The 18001-nt window shown below is 64.9% G+C and carries 16 protein-coding genes; 7 read left to right on the forward strand and 9 right to left on the reverse strand.

Annotation, left to right across the window (positions count from 1 at the left end; translation table 11 throughout):
• Nucleotides 1-18: 18 nt before the first annotated feature.
• The 3 genes from GR167_RS02270 to GR167_RS02280 all read right to left on the reverse strand — a co-directional run bounded on the left by GR167_RS02270 (nucleotide 19) and on the right by GR167_RS02280 (nucleotide 5718).
• Nucleotides 19-1284 (reverse strand): MFS transporter, encoded by a 1266-nt coding sequence (locus GR167_RS02270; protein ID WP_160971830.1) that lies wholly within the window; start codon nucleotides 1282-1284, stop codon nucleotides 19-21.
• A 91-nt stretch (nucleotides 1285-1375) separates the two neighbouring features.
• On the reverse strand, nucleotides 1376-2437 hold the full coding sequence (queA, locus tag GR167_RS02275) for a tRNA preQ1(34) S-adenosylmethionine ribosyltransferase-isomerase QueA (protein ID WP_160971831.1): 1062 nt from the start codon (nucleotides 2435-2437) through the stop codon (nucleotides 1376-1378).
• Nucleotides 2434-5718: a YhdP family protein gene (locus tag GR167_RS02280; protein WP_160971832.1), complete on the reverse strand. Its 3285-nt coding sequence runs from the start codon at nucleotides 5716-5718 to the stop codon at nucleotides 2434-2436. The genes queA and GR167_RS02280 overlap by 4 nt, the downstream gene beginning before the upstream one ends.
• A gap of 104 nt (nucleotides 5719-5822) precedes the next feature.
• Here GR167_RS02280 and GR167_RS02285 point away from each other — a divergent pair, with 104 nt between their 5' ends.
• The 4 genes from GR167_RS02285 to GR167_RS02300 all read left to right on the forward strand — a co-directional run bounded on the left by GR167_RS02285 (nucleotide 5823) and on the right by GR167_RS02300 (nucleotide 9105).
• Complete coding sequence (locus GR167_RS02285) at nucleotides 5823-6281, forward strand: peroxiredoxin (protein WP_160971833.1); 459 nt, start codon at nucleotides 5823-5825, stop codon at nucleotides 6279-6281.
• A gap of 14 nt (nucleotides 6282-6295) precedes the next feature.
• Complete coding sequence (locus GR167_RS02290; RefSeq protein ID WP_160972617.1) at nucleotides 6296-7102, forward strand: ferritin-like domain-containing protein; 807 nt, start codon at nucleotides 6296-6298, stop codon at nucleotides 7100-7102.
• A gap of 172 nt (nucleotides 7103-7274) precedes the next feature.
• Complete coding sequence (locus GR167_RS02295; RefSeq protein WP_160971834.1) at nucleotides 7275-8612, forward strand: DUF5930 domain-containing protein; 1338 nt, start codon at nucleotides 7275-7277, stop codon at nucleotides 8610-8612.
• A complete protein-coding gene (locus GR167_RS02300; RefSeq protein ID WP_160971835.1) occupies nucleotides 8602-9105 on the forward strand; it encodes a bactofilin family protein in 504 nt (167 codons plus the stop codon). Before GR167_RS02295 ends, GR167_RS02300 begins: the two co-directional genes overlap by 11 nt.
• Nucleotides 9106-9248: 143 nt before the next feature.
• Here GR167_RS02300 and GR167_RS02305 read toward each other — a convergent pair whose 3' ends face one another.
• Nucleotides 9249-9926 carry an NYN domain-containing protein gene (locus GR167_RS02305; protein ID WP_160971836.1) on the reverse strand — a complete coding sequence of 226 codons (678 nt, stop codon included), beginning with the start codon at nucleotides 9924-9926 and terminating at the stop codon, nucleotides 9249-9251.
• A gap of 222 nt (nucleotides 9927-10148) precedes the next feature.
• Nucleotides 10149-10733, reverse strand: a complete 585-nt coding sequence (locus GR167_RS02310; RefSeq protein ID WP_160971837.1) for an HNH endonuclease — start codon at nucleotides 10731-10733, stop codon at nucleotides 10149-10151.
• Nucleotides 10734-11033: 300 nt separating this feature from the next.
• On the opposite strand from GR167_RS02310, the gene GR167_RS02315 reads away from it, so the two are divergent.
• Nucleotides 11034-12617 (forward strand): oleate hydratase, encoded by a 1584-nt coding sequence (locus tag GR167_RS02315; protein ID WP_160971838.1) that lies wholly within the window; start codon nucleotides 11034-11036, stop codon nucleotides 12615-12617.
• A gap of 92 nt (nucleotides 12618-12709) precedes the next feature.
• On the opposite strand, the gene GR167_RS02320 is transcribed toward GR167_RS02315, so the two are convergent.
• Genes GR167_RS02320 through GR167_RS02335 form a run of 4 tightly spaced genes read right to left on the reverse strand, consistent with a single transcriptional unit; the run spans nucleotide 12710 to nucleotide 15772 of the window.
• Nucleotides 12710-13375 (reverse strand): alpha/beta hydrolase, encoded by a 666-nt coding sequence (locus GR167_RS02320; protein WP_160971839.1) that lies wholly within the window; start codon nucleotides 13373-13375, stop codon nucleotides 12710-12712.
• On the reverse strand, nucleotides 13372-14001 hold the full coding sequence (locus tag GR167_RS02325; protein WP_160971840.1) for a DNA-3-methyladenine glycosylase family protein: 630 nt from the start codon (nucleotides 13999-14001) through the stop codon (nucleotides 13372-13374). The genes GR167_RS02320 and GR167_RS02325 overlap by 4 nt, the downstream gene beginning before the upstream one ends.
• A complete protein-coding gene (locus GR167_RS02330) occupies nucleotides 13998-14726 on the reverse strand; it encodes a cobalt-precorrin-6A reductase (protein ID WP_160971841.1) in 729 nt (242 codons plus the stop codon). The genes GR167_RS02325 and GR167_RS02330 overlap by 4 nt, the downstream gene beginning before the upstream one ends.
• The gene (locus GR167_RS02335) at nucleotides 14723-15772 is read right to left on the reverse strand and encodes a cobalt-precorrin-5B (C(1))-methyltransferase (RefSeq protein ID WP_160971842.1); all 1050 of its coding nucleotides are present in this window, start codon (nucleotides 15770-15772) and stop codon (nucleotides 14723-14725) included. Before GR167_RS02335 ends, GR167_RS02330 begins: the two co-directional genes overlap by 4 nt.
• An 87-nt stretch (nucleotides 15773-15859) precedes the next feature.
• Here GR167_RS02335 and cobA point away from each other — a divergent pair, with 87 nt between their 5' ends.
• The gene (gene cobA, locus GR167_RS02340; RefSeq protein ID WP_160971843.1) at nucleotides 15860-16711 is read left to right on the forward strand and encodes a uroporphyrinogen-III C-methyltransferase; all 852 of its coding nucleotides are present in this window, start codon (nucleotides 15860-15862) and stop codon (nucleotides 16709-16711) included.
• The gene (locus tag GR167_RS02345) at nucleotides 16708-17976 is read left to right on the forward strand and encodes a cobyrinic acid a,c-diamide synthase CobB (protein WP_160971844.1); all 1269 of its coding nucleotides are present in this window, start codon (nucleotides 16708-16710) and stop codon (nucleotides 17974-17976) included. Before cobA ends, GR167_RS02345 begins: the two co-directional genes overlap by 4 nt.
• Nucleotides 17977-18001 lie beyond the last annotated feature (25 nt).

Here is an 18001-nt window from a genome sequence, read left to right on the forward strand (position 1 = left end):
TGCAACAATCGCGTAGTATTAGCTCGCGCCGCCCTCTTCTTCGTCATCGCTAGCGCTATCAATGGCATATTCCCGCGCAATCTCCACCGCGACCGGGGTCGCGGACTGCATCACCGGGGTATAGGCGGTCATGTCTTCGGCGGGAATCGCCGGGCGCTGAGTCATCCGGTAGGCGGCATAAAGCGCCACCGCGACCAGCAGGAAGGCGATGATCACGAAATAGCCCTGCGGTCCGAACACCCCCATGATGTAGCCGGTGATCAGCGGTCCCGAAATCGCCCCCACCCCGTTGATGAAGACCAGCCCGCCCGAGGCCGCCGCCATGTCCTCGGCATCGAGGAAATCGTTGGTATAGGCCACCAGCAGCGAATAGAGCGGGTTCGAGGCGCCGCCGATCACGAAGGCCGACACCAGCAGCAGGGTGAAATTGCCGCCCAGCAGCAGGCCCAGAATGCCGCCTGCGCCGCCGATCGCCGCCACGATCAGGATCAGCAGGCGCCGGTCCATCCGATCCGAAATCAGCCCCAGCGGATATTGCAGCAACACCGCGCCGACATAGAAGGTCGCGACGAAGGTGGAAATCTCGCCCAGGCTCAGCCCGGCCTCGGTGCCGTACACGGCCGCCATGCCGAATTGCGCGGCGTATACGCCGCCCATCAGGAACATGCCGACGCAGCCCAGCGGCGAGATATCCATCAGCTGCTTCAGGCTCATCGGGGCGGTGGTATCGAAGGCGGGGGTCGGATTGACCGACAGCAAAATCGGCGCGAAGGAAATCGACACCAGCACCGACGGGATCACGAACAGAACGAAGCCCGACGGATCGGCCGTCAACAGCAATCCCTGCGCCGCGATGATGCCGATCATCTGCACGATCATGTAGAGCGACAGCGCCTTGCCCCGGTTTTCATTGGTCGCGGCATTGTTCAGCCAGCTTTCGGCGGTCACGTAGACGCCCGAGAAACAGAACCCGATCAGCACCCGCCCGGCGGTCCAGATCCACGGATCGGCAAAGGTCGGGTACAGGATCAGAACGGCGGAAATCAGCGAGGCCAGCGCCGCGAAGACCCGCACATGGCCGACCCGCCGGATCATTTCCGGCGCCATCCGCGACCCGCCAAGGAAGCCCACGAAATAGGCCGACATCACGATCGACATCTCGAAGGTGGAAAACCCCTCGATCTGGCCGCGCACACCCAGCAGCGTGCCCTGAAGGCCGTTGCCGACCATCAGAAGCATCAATCCCAGGAACAGGGGCCAGGCGTTGGACAGAATCTGAATCATATCGACCTCACGAAAACAGACCCGAGGCTTACCCGCAACTAAACCCTCGGATGTATCTCGAAAACGACAAAGATATGTCGGAATTCGCCAATCAGTCGGCGGCGTCCTGCGGGATCAGCAGCGAGGCGTCGCCATAAGAAAAGAAGCGATATCCTTCACTTACCGCGTGATCGTAGATTCGCTTGATCCGGTCCTGCCCGATCAGCGCCGACACCAGCATCATCAGCGTCGATTTGGGCAGGTGGAAATTGGTCATCAGCGCGTCGGCCACGTGGAATTTGAAGCCGGGATAGATGAAGATATCGGTCTCGCCACGCCAGGGTTCGATCCGCCCCGATCGCGCGGCGCTTTCGATCAGCCGCAGCGCGGTGGTGCCCACCGGGATCACCCGCCCGCCCGCCGCCTTGGTCGCGGCGATCTCGGCGGCGGCTTGTTCCGACACCTCGCCCCATTCGGCGTGCATCTTGTGGCTGGTGACGTCCTCGACCTTGACCGGCAGGAAGGTCCCCGCCCCCACATGCAGCGTCACATGGGTGAATTCCACGCCCTTGTCACGCAGCGACGTGAGCAGCGCCTCGTCGAAATGCAGTGATGCGGTGGGGGCTGCCACCGCGCCCAGGTTGGCGGCCCAGACGGTTTGATAATCCTGCTTGTCCTGATCGTCGGCGGCACGCTTGGCGGCGATATAGGGCGGCAGCGGCATCGCGCCCGCCTCGGCCAGCGCGGCATCGAAATCGTCGCCCGTGAGGTTGAAGCGCAGCAGGCCCTGGCCTTCTTCCTTCGCCTCCAGCCGCGCCGTGAGCGTCTCGGAAAACACGATCTCCTCGCCCTCGCGGATCTTCTTCAGCGGTTTCAGCAACGCCGCCCAGGTCCCGTCGGCGCGCGGCTCCAGCAGGGTCGCTTCCATCCGGGCGCGGGTTTCGCCCTCGGGGCCCATGCGCACCCGTTCACCCGACAGCCGCGCCGGGATCACCTTGGTGTCGTTCAGCACCAACCGGTCGCCGGGCCGCAGCCAACCCGGCAGATCAAAGACATGCGCGTCGGTGATCGCGTCGCCTTCGGCCACCAGAAGGCGGGCCGAGGAGCGCGGTTTTGCGGGCCGGGTGGCAATCAGATGCTCCGGCAGTTCGAAATCGAAATCGCTGAGTTTCATTCGCTGACCTTTGGCGGTGGGCGGCGGAATATCTCGCGGAACATGCCGGGTGTAAAGATCGACAATGGATTGACCTGCACCGAGGGTTTTTCAGGGCTGCCCCGCAGCGAGTAGTTGAACCCGATCAGCCCCTCGCCCTTGCGCGTCAGCAACGACCCGATGGCGTTGATCGCATAGATCGGCGACAGCACGCCCTGGAAATCCATCTTGTTCTGCTTGAAATCGTAAATCCCGTCCATCGACAGACCCATCGAGGCACCCACCGCGCTGCTTTCGCGCAGGATCAGTTGATCGGGGGTCAGCCGGAACCGCGCCTCGACCTCGCCGAACAGGATGCCGGTGCCGCCCATCTGTTCCAGCAGCCCCACCACGCTGATCGCGTGCAGCAGCGAGGCCAGCGCGGGGACGTCGCGGATGCGGATGTTTTCGATCTTCAGCCTGCCGTCGTAATTACCGGGATCGGATACCGGGGTCAGCCGCAGCGCCAGCGTGCCCTGGTGGCCCTTCTTCAACAGCCCCGCCGCCGCGACGGCGGCCCCGGCATCGTTGGCGCTGATGTCGATCCCTGTCCGGTCGCCCACCGGGAACACCCGGCCGGTCACCGGCGCCTGGCCGTTGATCCGCCCGGCAAAGGTCCCGGCAAAGCCGTCGCCGGCGGTGAAATCGCCGCGCACGCCGGTCAGGGCGATGGATTTCGTCACCTGCACCCGGTCCAGCGCCGCGCTGATCGGGGTCGACCCCGCGCCGCCGTCGCCGCCGCGGCCGGCGATGTCGGGCCGGCTGGGCAGGTCGATCCAGCCGCCGTTGACTTCCACCGCAGGGGCGACCCCCTTGCCGCGCCCGATCAGCGTCACCGGCGCGTTCAGCCAGGCGCCCGCCGCCACCGTGTCGAATTGCAGCCGGTCCAGCGCGCCGTCCTCGGTCAGGCTCAGCGTCCCGGCGGCGCTCAGCCCCGGGGCCTGCAGCGACATCCGCTCGACCTGCAGCGGTTGCGACAGCTGACCGTTGATTTCAAACGTCCCGCCGGTTTCCTGCCCCAGAGCCCAGCCCAGCTCGGGCACCCGCAACCCGATCCCCTTCAGGTCGCTCGACAGGGTGAACCGCGCCGCTTCGCCCTTTTGCAATGCCAGTTCGAACACGCCGTCGCCCCGCCCGGTCAGCGTGTCGCGCGGCAGGGCGATGGAAAATTCGTCGAGGAAGGCGTTGGACAGCTCCGCCACGCCATAGACGCGCGAGCGGCCCTTGTCCTCGGGGCGCAGATCGTCTTCGAACACCGCGTCGAAGGGCACCTGCCCGATCCGGCCGCTGCCCGAAATGGTCAGCAATTCGTTTTGCGCCGACAGGTCCAGCCGCGCCGCGCGCAACACTCGGCCCGGCACGATCTTGTCGCTGCGCAGGTTGCGCAGATCGGCGGTGATGTCGAAGCTGATCTCTTCCTTCAACAGCTTCTTCTTCAGCAACAGGTCCAGCGTGCCGCGCGCCTGCGCCCGCCCGTCGGCCAGATCGACCGGCCGCCCGGCCTTGGTCAGCAGGTTCAACGGATCGCTGTCGAGCAGCGACAAGGCGGCAGTGATGGTGCTGGAGGTGTTCAGGTCTACCCGCGCCGGGGTCGGTTTCAGCGTTGTGTCGGGGATGATGATGGAACTGCCCGCGATATCGATCGCGCCGCCCTGCGCCGCGCGGATATGGCCCCGGTCGGCCGCGGCGATGAAGCGCGTGCCCCGGATCTCGGCATGGCCCGACCCCGCCTCGACCGGGGGCATGTTGGGGGAAAACCGGACCTTGGCACCGTCGAATTCGAACCCGGCATAAAGGTCATGCGGCCGGTTCGGCAGCTTGCGATAGGCCAGCTGCCCGCGCGACAGGGTGACGTCGAGGATGTTTTCCGCCACCCAGCTCCGCGTCTTGGTCTTCAGGCTTTCGGGCCAAAGCGCCAGCACGACGTCGGAATCGAGCCTGTCCGCCTGCCCCTGCACCGCCAGCCGCCAGCCTTCAGGTTCCGCCGCCGCCTCGCCGCTCAGCACGATGACCTGGCCCTGTTCTTCCAGCATCAGCTCGCCCATGTGCAGAACGAAGGGATCGAGCTCCATCCGGAAACTCATTTCCGCCGCATCCAGCGACAAAGGCGCGTCCAGCAGGTCGTCGGGATTGGTCGACAGGCCGGTCAGGGTGAATTGGCCCAGCAATTCCTCGGGCAGCCCGGTTTCCAGCCCGCGCAGGATCGCCTTGCCCTCGGCCCGCGCGGTGATCCATTCGCTGCTGACCGACACCTCGTCGAACACCAGGGTCTCGGCTTCGGGGAAATAGGTGAAATAGGTCCGCGCCTCGGTGAAGGGGATCGGGCGGGTCTGATCGGTGGGCTGGATCACCCCGTCTGAGATCTGCACCGTGCCGCTGATATCGCCGATGCCGGTTTCGGTCACCGACCCGCGCAGCGCCCCCGAAATCGGCGCCCGCACCACGTCGAGCCAGGCCACCGCCGCGCTTTGCACCGCGATGTCCTGCGCCGGCATATCCTCGAAGATCATGCCGAACTGCGCCTCGGTTTCGCCGATCCTGCTTTCGAAGTTCAGCTCGACCGTGGTGGCGTAATCATATCCCGACAGCACCGCCAGGTCGCCGCTGATGCGCAGATCGTCGCCCTCGCGGGTCAGCCGCACCCGGCCGCCGTCGATGGTCCAGGCCCGGCCCGCGCGCAGGTCCTCGTAACGCACGATCAGGGCGTCGGCGTCGATCGCGGTCAGGTTGCTGAGCTGCGGGCTCAGCAACAGCCCGTCCAGCCCGTCGATCAGTTCCTGGATGCGCGCCGCCTGCCCGACCTGCGGCAGGGTCGATCCGAAGGACAGGTCGAACGATCCGTCCTTGCGCCGCGTCACATGGATCGCCGCCCCCGACAGCCGCACCCGGCCCAGCTGCGCCTTGCCCTTGAGCAGCGGTTTCAGCGCCAGCCCGGTTTCCAGGTCCGACATCGCCAGGATCACCGGCCCGTCCGGCTGCGATATTTCCACGTCGCGCAGCTGCACCCGCGGCCTGCCATTGGCGTTGACGATGACGCTGAGCGCGCCGAAGCTCACATCCATGTCGGGCAGCATCTGCGCCAGCCGCGCCTCGATCCGGCTGTGCAGCCAGGCGGGCGCCTGGATCGGCCGGCCGATGGCGGAATAGATCAGCCAGGACAGCAGCGCCAGAACCGCAACGATCCCGCCACCGCCCCACAGGGCGATCCGTCCGGCGCGGCCGGTCCGCTGCTGTTCTTGCTGCTTGTCTTGCTTGGGGGACATGCCCCGGTACTCCTGCTGCCCGGCCCGTCTGTGCGCGGTCTTTATTCCTGCGTCCGTCACGCTATACCTAGCGCATAGAATAATCCACCGAATGAGGAAATGCAGTGACCGATCGACACCCCGCCCCCGATTTCACCCTGCCGCAGGATGGCGGCGATCCCGTCACCCTTTCGGCGCTGCGCCCCGTGCCCGTCGTCCTGTTCTTCTATCCGCGCGACAATACCTCGGGCTGCACCAAGGAAGCCAAGGCGTTCACCGCGATGCAGGCGGATTTCGAAGCGGCGGGCGCAAAGGTGTTCGGCATTTCCAAGGACAGCATCGCGGATCATGAAAAATTCCGCCTGAAGCAGGAACTGGGCATCCCGCTTCTGTCCGACGCCGAGGGCACGACCTGCGAGGACTATGACGTCTGGAAGGAAAAATCCATGTACGGCAAGACCTTCTGGGGCATCGTTCGTTCGACCTTCCTGATCGACGGCGACGGCAATATCGCCCGCGAATGGCGCAAGGTGAAGGTCGACGGCCATGCCGAGGAAGTGCTGGAGGCGGTGAAGGCGCTGTGAAGACCCTGACCGAAATGGCGGTGGAGGTTCTGACCACCGCCGACGGCCGCGAAAAGACCGCGCTGTCGCACAAACACGCCGCCACATGGTTCGCCGCGCGCAAGGCGGGCGAAACCATTCCCGTCGGCACCGCCAACCCGCCGCTGCGCCCGGCACGACCCGAAAAGCCGGAACTGCTGGACCCGCGCGACGTGCCGCGCCGTCGCCCCGGCAGCCCGGCGGGCCGCATCGCCATCCTGCATGCGGTGGCGCATATCGAACTGAACGCGGTCGACCTGCATTGGGACATCATCGCGCGTTTCGGCGATGTGCCGATGCCGATGGGGTTCTACGACGACTGGGTGAAATCGGCCGACGAGGAATCAAAGCACTACAACCTGATCTGCGACTGCCTTGAAAACATGGGCAGTTTCTACGGCGCCCTGCCCGCCCATGCCGGCATGTGGCGCGCCGCCGAAGACACCGCCGAAGATTTCATGGGCCGGCTGGCCGTGGTGCCGATGGTGCTGGAAGCCCGCGGGCTGGACGTCACCCCGGGGATGATCGAGATCTTTGAGAAGGCCGGCGAAACCGACACGGTCGAGGCGCTCAAGGTGATCTATGCCGAAGAGGTCGGTCATGTCGCCTATGGCTCGAAATGGTTCCACTTCCTGTGCGGGCGCCATGAAAAGGACCCCAAGGAAGTGTTCCACGACCTGGTGCGCACCTATTTCCACGGCGCGCTGAAACCGCCCTTCAACGAGGAAAAGCGCGCCGAGGCCGGGTTGCCGCCCGATTTCTACTGGCCGCTGGCCGACCAGACGCCCCCGAAGGGTGGCTAACCCCTTCCCAAATCGGCGAGATTTCGCCTGTTAGGCGGTTTTTGACCGCCTGACGCCCCACATTTGGCTAAACTTGTTGCTCCCCGCCCACGCTTTGGTAAACATCTGCGCAAGCAGATATGACAGCAGATCATGTGCTGCATTTGGGGATGGACAACAAAAGGACGGACGGGTGAAAACACGTCTTATGGCACGTATCGACGCCATGCTGGAACCGTGGTTCCCCGAGCGTCGGCTTTTTCTGAAATCCGACAGCGAAACCCGGTTCATCCGGCTGCATCCCTCGACGCAGCTTTTCGCCTTCGCGGGCGGTGCCGTGGTGGTGGCCTGGACGATCGTGGCGACCGCGATCCTGCTGATGGACAGCATCGGGTCGGGCAATTTCCGCGAACAGGCCAAGCGCGATCAGCGCACCTATGAAAACCGTCTGAACCTGCTGGCCAGCGAACGCGACACCCGCGCCGAGGAAGCCCAGGCCGCGCAGGCCCGCTTCAACCTGGCGCTGGATCAGATTTCCGACATGCAGACCGAGCTTCTGGCTTCGGAAACCGCGCGGCGCGAGCTGGAAACCGGGATCGAGGTGATCCAGACCAACCTGCGCAAGACGATGAAACAGCGCGACGCGGCGCGGCGCGACCTGGTCGCGCTGCAGACCGAAAACGCCGATGACGCACAAGGCACCGGCCTGGCCGACGCCAGCCAGCCGGTCAGCGAAACCGTCGATTTCCTTGTCGCGGCGCTGTCCGACACCGCCGCCGAACGCGACCAGATCCTGACCGACGCGCAGCAGGCGCTGAGCGCCGCCGACGATCTTGAGTTCGAAATCAAGCTGATGCGCGACCAGAATGAACAGATCTTCAGCCAGATCGAAGACGCGATGACCATTTCGGTCGAACCGCTGGACAAGATGTTCCGCGCTGCCGGGCTGAACACCGAAAGCCTGATCAACCAGGTGCGCAAGACCTATAACGGCCAGGGCGGCCCGATGACGCCGATTTCCTTCTCGACCAAGGGCGAAGATCCCAGCACCGACGAATTGCGCGCCAACCGCATCCTGAACCAGCTCGACGCGCTGAACCTCTATCGCATCGCCGCCAGCCAGGCGCCTTTCGCCAAGCCGGTTCATGCCGCGGTGCGCTATACCAGCGGCTTCGGCTATCGCCGCGATCCCAAGACCGGCGGCCGCCGTCTGCATAAGGGATCGGATTTCGCGGGCCCCGTCGGCACCGCGATCTTTGCCACCGCCGACGGCGTGGTCACCCATGCCGGCTGGGGCAGCGGTTATGGCCGGCTGATCAAGATCAAACACGCATTCGGGATCGAAACCCGTTATGCCCATTTGTCAAAAATTCGCGTGAAGGTCGGTCAAAGGGTCTCGCGCGGGGAACGTATCGGTGATATGGGAAATTCCGGACGTTCCACTGGCACCCATTTGCATTATGAGGTGCGCGTCGACGGTCAGGCCGTCAATCCGATGATCTATATCAAGGCTGCAAACGATGTTTTCTAAAAGCAAAATCAACGAACCCGGCCCCAAGGCCGCTGACGCTGCAAAACCCGCAGCCCCTGAAACCCCGGTCGCGCCCAAGGGCGACTACAAGGCGCCCCCCGCCAAGGCCAAGCCGCCGGCATCGGTGCTGTCCTCGGACCTGCATATCACCGGCAACCTGAAGACCACCGGCGATATCCAGGTCGAGGGCACGGTCGAGGGCGACATCCGCGCCCACCTGCTGACCGTCGGCGAAAGCGCCACCATCAAGGGCGAAATCGTCGCCGATGACGTGGTGATCAACGGCCGCATCGTCGGCCGCGTGCGTGGCCTGAAGGTGCGCCTGACCTCGACCGCACGGGTCGAAGGCGACATCATCCACAAGACCATCGCGATCGAATCCGGCGCCCATTTCGAAGGCTCGGTGCAGCGCCAGGACGACCCGCTGTCGACCGGCAAGCCCGCCGCCCCCAAGCCCGCCGCGCCCGCCCCGGCACCGAAGGCCGAAGGCTGAGCAACCGCTCAAGGACCGAATTGAAAAAGCGCCCTGCGGGGCGCTTTTTTTAACGCGGAAAATCGGAGCGGCGGTTTAAACCGCTTCAGCGACATTCACTGAAATATGGGATATCAGGCTTCTGTTCCCCCAAATCGCAGACGTCATTGCGAGGCAAAGCCTTCGGGACGGAATCGGACTTTGGCCTCGGAGCCTCGCGGATCAAGCTCGTAAAGCAACGGTCGTGCGGCCAAATAGGCGCGCCAAGTTTTTTCGGGATAGGTGCTGATCTTTGCCCCATGTGCCTTGTGCATCTTAGGCCCGAGTTCAGCTACACGCATGCCCTGCCCTTTCGTGCTATGCTGGGCAATCATACTTCGGATTTTCAAGTCAAACGCCGAACAACCGCTTCCTATCGTCTCCAAGGGCCAGCGCTCGTTTCGATCACTTAATGGAATGAATTCGGTACACGCCAGTCGAAATCTATCCGGTGCTTTTGCATCACCAAGGCCCAGCACATGCAGTCCGCGTTCGAGCATGCGTTGCGCTAAATGCGTAAAGTCGCCGTCTGACGTTGCAATCACGAAGGTTCCGACACCTCCTTCGAGTGCCAGCTCCATCGCATCTATACTCAATAGAAGATCTGCAGCGTTCTTGCCCGTACCGGCATGCATCAATCGGTAACCGGGCTTGTTTAGCCAATCTGATCGTTTGTTCAAATCGGCATACACGCGTGCGATGTCCACCCGGCCCAACTTACGTGCTTCAAAAAGAACTTGATCCGAATGCTGCGCGCTTATGTTGTCGCCATCGACGAAAACTGCAATGCGTCTAGAAGACATGCCCCCGCTCCAGAACAACTCGAAATTACTAAGTCAATAATCAACACTCTGCAAAATTTTATCTTTTTAGAGAAGCTAAAAGCACCTGCCTCTACCAAAGCGCCTTTGATCACATAAAAAACTTTTTGTTTTCGCTTCGATGGCTGGTGGCCATCACGTCGCCTGGATCATGGCTGCAACGGGAGAGCCTTGTGGGACACCCGGCGAATTTCACTCTACCGCTCACGCCTCAAGCTCGGCATCCCAGTAGAGGAAATCCAGCCAGCTGTCGTGCAAGTGGTTCGGCGGGAACTTCCGCCCGGTATTGCGCAGCTCGTCCGCCGTCGGGCGACGCGGCGGTTTGCGCAGGTGCATCCCGGCGCGGCGCAGGCTTTTCGATCCCTTTTTCAGGTTGCAGGGCGAACAGGCCGCCACCACGTTTTCCCAGCTGGTGATCCCGCCGGCGGCGCGCGGCACCACGTGGTCGAAGGTCAGGTCGCCCTTGCTGCCGCAATACTGGCAGCGGAATTCGTCCCTCAGAAATAAATTAAAGCGCGTGAAGGCCACGCGCTTTTGAGGTTTGACGTAATCTTTCAGAACCACGACCGAGGGTATCTTGATCCGGGTGCTCGGGCTTCGCACCTCGAAATCGTATTCGGCGACGATATCGACCCGATCGAGCCAGACCGCCTTCACCGCCTCCTGCCAGGGCCACAGCGACAGCGGGTAATAGGACAAGGGCCGGTAATCGGCATTCAACACAAGCGCCGGATGTTGCTTCAGCACCCCGCGTTCCCTGACAAAATCGTGCCTGAAATCTCCGTCCATGGCGATCAAAGTCTCCCTGCCCTGTCTGCCCAAGAGTGGCACCAAGGCGGGACATCCCGCCCCAGCTATGACTCAACTATATATCCTGTGTGTTTTCGGGCAAGCCCCACGACATACAGTATCGTCCCCCAATGACCTAACGCAGCCAGATGACAGTATGGTGACGCATATTTACGCAAAATCCAGCCTTTTCCGCCAAATACCGCCCCTGCCGCTGTCCTTGATATCGCGCAAACCGCTTGGGCCGCAGCTGCGCTAGGCTGCCCCCAGGCGGATCGGCGCCAGAGGGAGGATCACGAGATGCAAGACAGCGACTCCAGTGCCGGGGAACGGCATCACATCGTCGGCGGCGGCATCGCCGGGCTGGCCGCGGCGGTGTTCCTGATCCGCGACGCGGGCGTGCCGGGGCCGCAGATCAGTATTTACGAACAGCTGCCGGTGCTGGGCGGATCGCTTGACGGTTCCGGCGACGGCGAGGCCGGTTACCTGGCGCGCGGCGGCCGAATGTTCGAAAAGCATTTCGCCTGCACCTTCGACCTGCTGGGCAGTATCCCCTCGGCCGACGATCCAAACGTATCGGTCAAACAGGACATCATGGATTTCAATAAAATAGTGCCGGGGTCGTCCAACTGCCGGCTGGTGCGCGACGGCAAACCGGCCGAAGACCGCTATGACCTGACCCTGACGGCGCAGGACATCGTGGATATCAACCGGCTGATCCTGCACTCCGAACACGGGCTGGACGGCCAGACCATCGAGGATTGGTTCAAGCCCTCCTTCCTCGACAGCAATTTCTGGCTGATGTGGTCGACGATGTTTTCCTTCCAGCCCTGGCATTCACTGATCGAAATGCGCCGTTACCTGCGCCGGTTCATCCACCTGTTTCCCGGCTTCACCCGCATCGCCGGCATCCTGCGCACCCGCTATAACCAATACGATTCACTGATCGCGCCGATCGTGGTCTGGCTGCGCGAACGCGGCGTCGACTTCGACACCGGGGGCGCCGTGACCGACCTGAGCATCGAGGGCGACAGCACCGCCCGCCGGATCACCGCGCTGATCCTGTCGGATGGCGAAACCGTGCCGCTTCAGGCGCAGGACCGCGCCTATGTCACGCTGGGATCGATGACCGACGGCTCGGTGCTGGGCGACATGGACACGGCCCCGCCGCTCAATGATGCCGAAGGCGGCGCCTGGCGGCTGTGGCGCAAACTGGCCGCCGCGCATGACGGCTTCGGCCGGCCCGAGGCCTTCTGCGGCGACACCGAAAAAACCGCCTGGCATTCCTTCACCGCGACGCTGGAAGGCCCCGGTTTCTTCGAATTCATGGAAGATTTCACCGGCAACCGCACCGGCACCGGCGGGCTCGTCACCTTCGCCGACTCGGGCTGGACCCTGTCCATCGTGCTGTTCCACCAGCCGCATTTCCGCACTCAGAAACCGGGGCTCTACACGCTCTGGGGCTACGGGCTGCGCGGCGACCGGCCGGGCGATTTCGTAGACAAACCGATGTGGCAGGCGACGGGACGCGAGATCCTGACCGAACTGAGCGGCCAGCTGCGCCTGAACGACCAACAGAAAGCCTGGTTCGACACCGCCAGGGTAATCCCCTGCCGCATGCCCTTCATCACCAGCCAGTTCATGCCGCGCAGCCCCGGCGACCGGCCGAAACAGCGCCCACAAGGGGCGCAGAACTTCGCGCTGCTTGGCCAGTTCGTCGAACTGCCGCGCGATTGCGTCTTCACGGTGGAATATTCGGTGCGCTCGGCGCGGCAGGCGGTGTCCGACCTCACCGGCCGCAGCGCCCCGCCGCCCCCGGTGGCCCGCACCGATCGCGACCCGCTGGTGCTGATGCGCGCCGCCAAGGTGCTGATGGGCGGCTGAAACCGCCGCCCGCTTCTTCTGTTAAAAAATATCCTGGGGTGAATTGGCCCTTGGGCCAAGAGGGGCAAAGCCCCTCCACTACCCGATAGGCGTCACAGCCCCAGCTTGTCGCGCATGAAGGCCAGCGCCACCGACAAGCCGTCGGGCGCGATGCCGTGGGCGGTGCCCTTCATGATATGGGCGTAAACGTCCTCGAACCCCGCCTGCTGCAGCGCCTCGGCTGCCTCGGGCAGCGATTGCACCGGCACCACATCGTCCTGATCGCCATGGACCAGCAGCACGGGCGGTTTCGACACCGCCTCGTCGGCCAGAAGTTCCGGCGACAGCAGCCGGCCGGAAAACGCCACGATCCCCGCCACCTCGTCTTCGCGCCGCGGCGCCACGTGCAGCGACATCATGGTGCCCTGCGAGAACCCGAACAGAACCATCTGTTCCGGCAGCAGGTCCTCGTCGATCAGCACCGCGTCCAGAAACGCGTTCAGGTCCTGGGCGGCCTGCACCATGCCGCGTTCGGCCTCTTCCTCGGACGACCCGTCGATCCAGGGGATCGGGAACCACTGGTATCCGAACGGCGCCCCGGCGCAGTTTTCCGGCGCGTCGGGCGCGATGAACAGCGTATCGGGCAGGTGATCCGACAGCGGATCGGCCAGCCCCAGCAGGTCCGCCCCGTTGGCGCCATAGCCGTGTAGAAACACCACGACAGAGCGCGTCTCACCCGATTTGGGCTCTTTCCGCCCTGCCTGCAAAACCCGTGTCATCTGATCCCTTCCCTGTCCTTTGCCACATGGTAATAGGCCCAGAGCTGCCGCGCCGCAACCGCGCGCCACGGGCTCCAGCGTTCGGCCATTTGCCGCAGGGCGCGTTCCTTGGGCCTCTCGTCCAATCCATAGAGGATGCGCGCCGCTTCCTGCAGCGCCAAATCGCCCGGCGCGAACACATCCGCGCGGCCCAGCGAAAACATCGCGTAGATTTCCGCCGTCCACACCCCGATGCCCGTCACGGCGGTCAGCACCTCGATCACTTCCTCGTTCGGCGCGGCGCGCAGCGCGTCGTAGTCGATCCCCGCCTCGGCCAGCGCCAGCGCGTAGCGCGCTTTCTGTCGGCTCAGCCCGACCTCGCGCAATTGCTCGGGCGTGTTGGCGGCGATGGCATCCGCGCTCAGCAGCCCGGCCTCTTCCAGCCGCCGCCAGATCGCATTGGCCGAAGCGACGCTGACCTGTTGCGACACGATGGCGCTCAGCAATTGGGTGAACCCGTCGGGTTTGCGGCGCAGCGGCAGCGGCCCGGTGGCGGCATGGGCCTCGGCCATTTTCGGATCATTGGCGCAGAGCCATTCGATCCCTTCGGCGACGCAGGCCTCGGTTTCGATAATCCGTCCGGTCATAAGTTATCCACCCAATTCAAAGCCTCGTCCACCATCGCCACTTTCGGCCCGTCCGGTTGCGGCGGCCGGTCGATCATCAGCACCGGGATGCCCAGCTCCCGCGACGCGAGGAGCTTTGCGTAAGACCCCGTTCCACCTGCATTTTTTGCCACAACGAAATCCACACTCAGCTCCGCCAGAAGCGCCCTTTCATCCTCCAGCCGATACGGCGGCCGTGCCACCAGATACCGCCCCTTCGGCAAGGGAAACGGCCCCGGTTGCGGATCGACCACACGCAGGGTCACGTCGCAATCCGAAAGCTGCGCAAACCGATCCAGCGATTTGCGCCCGGTGGCCAGGAACACCCGCGACCCGGCGGGAATCAGGCTTGCCGCCTCCGCCTCGTCCGCCACGTGCCGCCAATCGTCGCCCGGCCCGACTTCCCACGCGGGGCGCAGAAACTGGCAATAAGGCAGCCCCCGGTCCCGCGCCACCTGCGCCGTGCGATGGCTGATCTTGGCCGCAAAAGGATGGGTCGCGTCGAGGATCGCTGTTATGTTTTCCCGCTCCAGAAAGGTTTCGAACCCTTCACGCCCGCCGAACCCGCCAATCCGGGTCGGGATCGCCAGGGCTTCCGGCGTCCGGGTTTCGCCCGCAAGCGACGCGATGGCCGTCACGCCCCGCTCGGCCAGCCCCCGCGCCACCTGACGCGCCTCAAAGGTTCCGGCCAGCAGCAAAAGCGTCATGCCGCCCCCGCCCGGGCCAGGATCGCGCCACCGCGATCGATCACCACGATATCGGCCACAACGCTGTCGGGCAGCATGCCCCGCACCTGTTCCAACGCCTTTTTTGACACTTGACTAGCCAAACCTTCCCCTGCGATTTCATAGGCTTGCAACGCGGTATTACAGCCCTTCAGCCGCACATCGCCCATCCACTCGGCCAGCAGATCGAAATCCACCTGGCTGCGCCCCGAATGCAGATCGCGCGCGCCCTGTGCCAGCTTGGTCAGCTTGCCGATGCCGCCGCCCACGGTCACCCGCTCGACCGGGTGGCGGGCGATGTATTTCAGCATCCCGCCCGCGAAATCGCCCATGTCCAGCATCGCCCCGTCGGGCAAGCCATAAAGCCCCTGCACCACCCGTTCCGAGGTCGCCCCGGTGCAGCCCGCCACATGGGTCAAACCCTCGGCCCGCGCCACGTCCACCCCGCGATGGATCGAGGCGATCCAGGCCGCGCAGGAAAACGGCCGCACGATGCCGGTGGTGCCCAGGATCGACAGCCCACCCTTGATCCCCAGGCGCGGGTTCCAGGTCTTCTGCGCCAGCTTTTCGCCGCCGGGCACCGACACGGTGATGCGGATGTCGGGCGCCTGGCCCAGCCGTTTCGCCATCAGCTCAACCGTCTGCGCCATCATCTGGCGCGGCACCGGGTTGATCGCGGGCTCGCCCGGCGGGATCGGAAGGCCGGGCTTGGTCACCGTACCCACGCCCTCGCCGGCAGCGAACACCACCCCGCCATCTGAGGCCTCGACCCGCGCTCGGATCAGCGCGCAATGGGTCACGTCCGGATCGTCGCCCGCATCCTTGATCACCGCGGCCTCGGCCCAGCTCGCGCCCTGCGCCGCCTCGGCGATGGCAAATTCGGGGCGTTCGCCGCGCGGCAGGGTGATCCGCACCTTGTCCGGCCGCCCCTCGCCCCACAGCATCATCAGCGCCGCGCGCGTCGCGGCGGTGGCGCAGGCGCCCGTGGTCCAGCCACGGCGCAGTTCCTTTTGGGGTTTCCGGCTCATCGCCGCGAATATAGGCGCCGCGCGCGGCCGCGCCAATATGTCGTTTCCAGACTTCAACGCGCGGACGAAGCGCGGCATAAGGAGGTCATGACAGACTCGCTCCCCCTTCCCGCCGGCACTTGGCCCACTCTCGAACCCGGCTGGGTCTGGCTTTGCGGTGCCGGCCCCGGCGATCCCGGGCTGCTGACGCTGCACGCGATCAACGGTCTGCGGCAGGCCGACGTAGTGATCTACGACGCGCTGGTGCAAAAGGCGATCCTCGACTGGGCGCCGCAGGCGGAACATATCTATGCCGGCAAGCGTGGCGGCAAGCCGTCGGCGAAGCAGCGCGATATTTCGCTGCGGCTGGTCGATCTGGCGCGCGAGGGCAAGAAGGTGCTGCGTCTGAAGGGCGGCGATCCCTTCGTGTTCGGCCGCGGCGGCGAAGAGGCACAGACGCTCATCCAGCACGGCGTGCCGGTGCGGATCATCCCCGGCATCAGCGCCGGGATCGGCGGTCTGGCCTATGCCGGTATCCCGGTGACCCATCGCGACGTGAACCAGTCGGTGACCTTCGTCACCGGCCATGACCAGACCGGCGAAACGCCATCCTCGCTGAACTGGAAGGCGATCGCCGAGGGCGCCCAGGTGCTGGTGATCTACATGGGCATGAAACATGTGGAACGGATCGCAAATGCGCTGCTGGACGCGGGCCGGCCTGCGGATGAACCCTGCGCGGTGGTCTGTTCGGCCACGACCCCGGACCAGCAGGTGCTGGAAACCACACTGGGCCGTATGGCGGCGGATATCGAAGGCAGCAATCTGGAGCCGCCCGCGATCCTCTGCGTCGGGCGGTCGGTGCTGATGCGGCAGGTGCTGGACTGGCAGGCGCTGATGCAGGGCGCGCGACCGCGCAACCTCGATCCGCTGGGCCGCGGCCGCCCGGCCGAAAACGCGTGATCGGGCTGATCCTCGCCGCGCCGTCCTCCGGGGCGGGCAAGACCACGGTGACGCTGGCGCTGCTGCGGCTGTTGTCCCGCGAAGGGATCAGCGTCAGGGGCGCCAAATCCGGCCCCGATTACATCGACCCGCGCTTTCACGAAGCCGCCTGCGGCGCGCCCTGCCTGAACCTCGACGCCTGGGCGATGATGCCCGACCGGATCAGGGCGCTGGCGGCGGGCGAAGGCACATTGCTGATCGAGGGCGCGATGGGCCTGTTCGACGGCGCGCCGCCCGACGGCAAGGGGGCGGTCGCCGATCTCGCCCGCATCCTGGACCTGCCCGTGATCCTGGTGGTCGACGCAGGGCGCATGGCGCAATCGGTGGCGCCGCTGGTCGCGGGGTTTGCTGCCCATGACCCGCAGGTGCACCTCGCGGGCGTGATCCTGAACAACGTCGGCAGCGAGAGGCACGAAACGATGCTGCGCCGTGCGCTGGCGCCGCTGAACCTGCCGGTGCTGGCAGCGTTGCGGCGCGATCCCGCCCTTGCCATGCCGTCGCGTCACCTCGGGCTGGTGCAGGCCGGGGAACGCAGCGATCTCGACGCCTTTCTCGACCGCGCCGCCGATGCGCTGGCCGAAACCCTCGACCGCGACGCCCTGCTGACGCTCGCCCGCCCCTTGCCTGCGGCGACGGGGCAAACTCGCCTGCCGCCCCCGGCGCAGGTGATCGCCATCGCCCGCGACCGCGCCTTCGCCTTTTCCTACCCGCATCTGCTAGCCGATTGGCGCGCGCAGGGGGCGGAGCTGAGGTTCTTCTCGCCGCTGGCCGACGATCCGGTGCCCGAGGCCGATTTCGTCTATCTGCCCGGCGGCTATCCCGAGCTTCACGCAGGCCGCCTGGCCGGCAATCACACCTTCATCAAAAGCCTGCAAAGTGCCGCGCAACATTCTGATATATACGGGGAATGCGGCGGATACATGATCCTCGGGCAGGGCCTGACCGATGCCGAGGGCCAGCGCCACGAAATGGCCGGGCTGCTGCCGCTGGAAACCTCCTTCGCCACCCGCAAACTGCACCTGGGTTATCGCCGCCTGACCCCGCTCGGCGGTCCCTTCGCCATGCCCCTGACAGCCCATGAATTCCACTATGCCACCACGCTCAAGGCGGACGGCCCGCCGCTGTTCGCCGCCCATGATGCCGAAGGACAGGCCCTGCCCGACATGGGGCTCCGCCTGAACCGGGTCAGCGGCTCCTTCGCCCATGTCATCGACCGCGCGCCCTGACCCCGCTTCTTCTGTTCACAAATAT

Origin of the sequence: Thalassovita mangrovi, assembly GCF_009857745.1 — a bacterium.
GTDB classification, from domain to species: domain Bacteria; phylum Pseudomonadota; class Alphaproteobacteria; order Rhodobacterales; family Rhodobacteraceae; genus Thalassobius; species Thalassobius mangrovi.

Bases quoted from the DNA above. Each gene is read 5' to 3' on its own strand.
- GR167_RS02270 (WP_160971830.1), bottom strand. From the start codon at position 1,284: ATGATTCAGATTCTGTCCAACGCCTGGCCCCTGTTCCTGGGATTGATG.
- queA (WP_160971831.1), bottom strand. From the start codon at position 2,437: ATGAAACTCAGCGATTTCGATTTCGAACTGCCGGAGCATCTGATTGCC.
- GR167_RS02280 (WP_160971832.1), bottom strand. From the start codon at position 5,718: ATGTCCCCCAAGCAAGACAAGCAGCAAGAACAGCAGCGGACCGGCCGC.
- GR167_RS02290 (WP_160972617.1), top strand. From the start codon at position 6,296: ATGGCGGTGGAGGTTCTGACCACCGCCGACGGCCGCGAAAAGACCGCG.
- GR167_RS02300 (WP_160971835.1), top strand. From the start codon at position 8,602: ATGTTTTCTAAAAGCAAAATCAACGAACCCGGCCCCAAGGCCGCTGAC.
- GR167_RS02305 (WP_160971836.1), bottom strand. From the start codon at position 9,926: ATGTCTTCTAGACGCATTGCAGTTTTCGTCGATGGCGACAACATAAGC.
- GR167_RS02310 (WP_160971837.1), bottom strand. From the start codon at position 10,733: ATGGACGGAGATTTCAGGCACGATTTTGTCAGGGAACGCGGGGTGCTG.
- GR167_RS02315 (WP_160971838.1), top strand. From the start codon at position 11,034: ATGCAAGACAGCGACTCCAGTGCCGGGGAACGGCATCACATCGTCGGC.
- GR167_RS02320 (WP_160971839.1), bottom strand. From the start codon at position 13,375: ATGACACGGGTTTTGCAGGCAGGGCGGAAAGAGCCCAAATCGGGTGAG.
- GR167_RS02325 (WP_160971840.1), bottom strand. From the start codon at position 14,001: ATGACCGGACGGATTATCGAAACCGAGGCCTGCGTCGCCGAAGGGATC.
- GR167_RS02330 (WP_160971841.1), bottom strand. From the start codon at position 14,726: ATGACGCTTTTGCTGCTGGCCGGAACCTTTGAGGCGCGTCAGGTGGCG.
- GR167_RS02335 (WP_160971842.1), bottom strand. From the start codon at position 15,772: ATGAGCCGGAAACCCCAAAAGGAACTGCGCCGTGGCTGGACCACGGGC.
- cobA (WP_160971843.1), top strand. From the start codon at position 15,860: ATGACAGACTCGCTCCCCCTTCCCGCCGGCACTTGGCCCACTCTCGAA.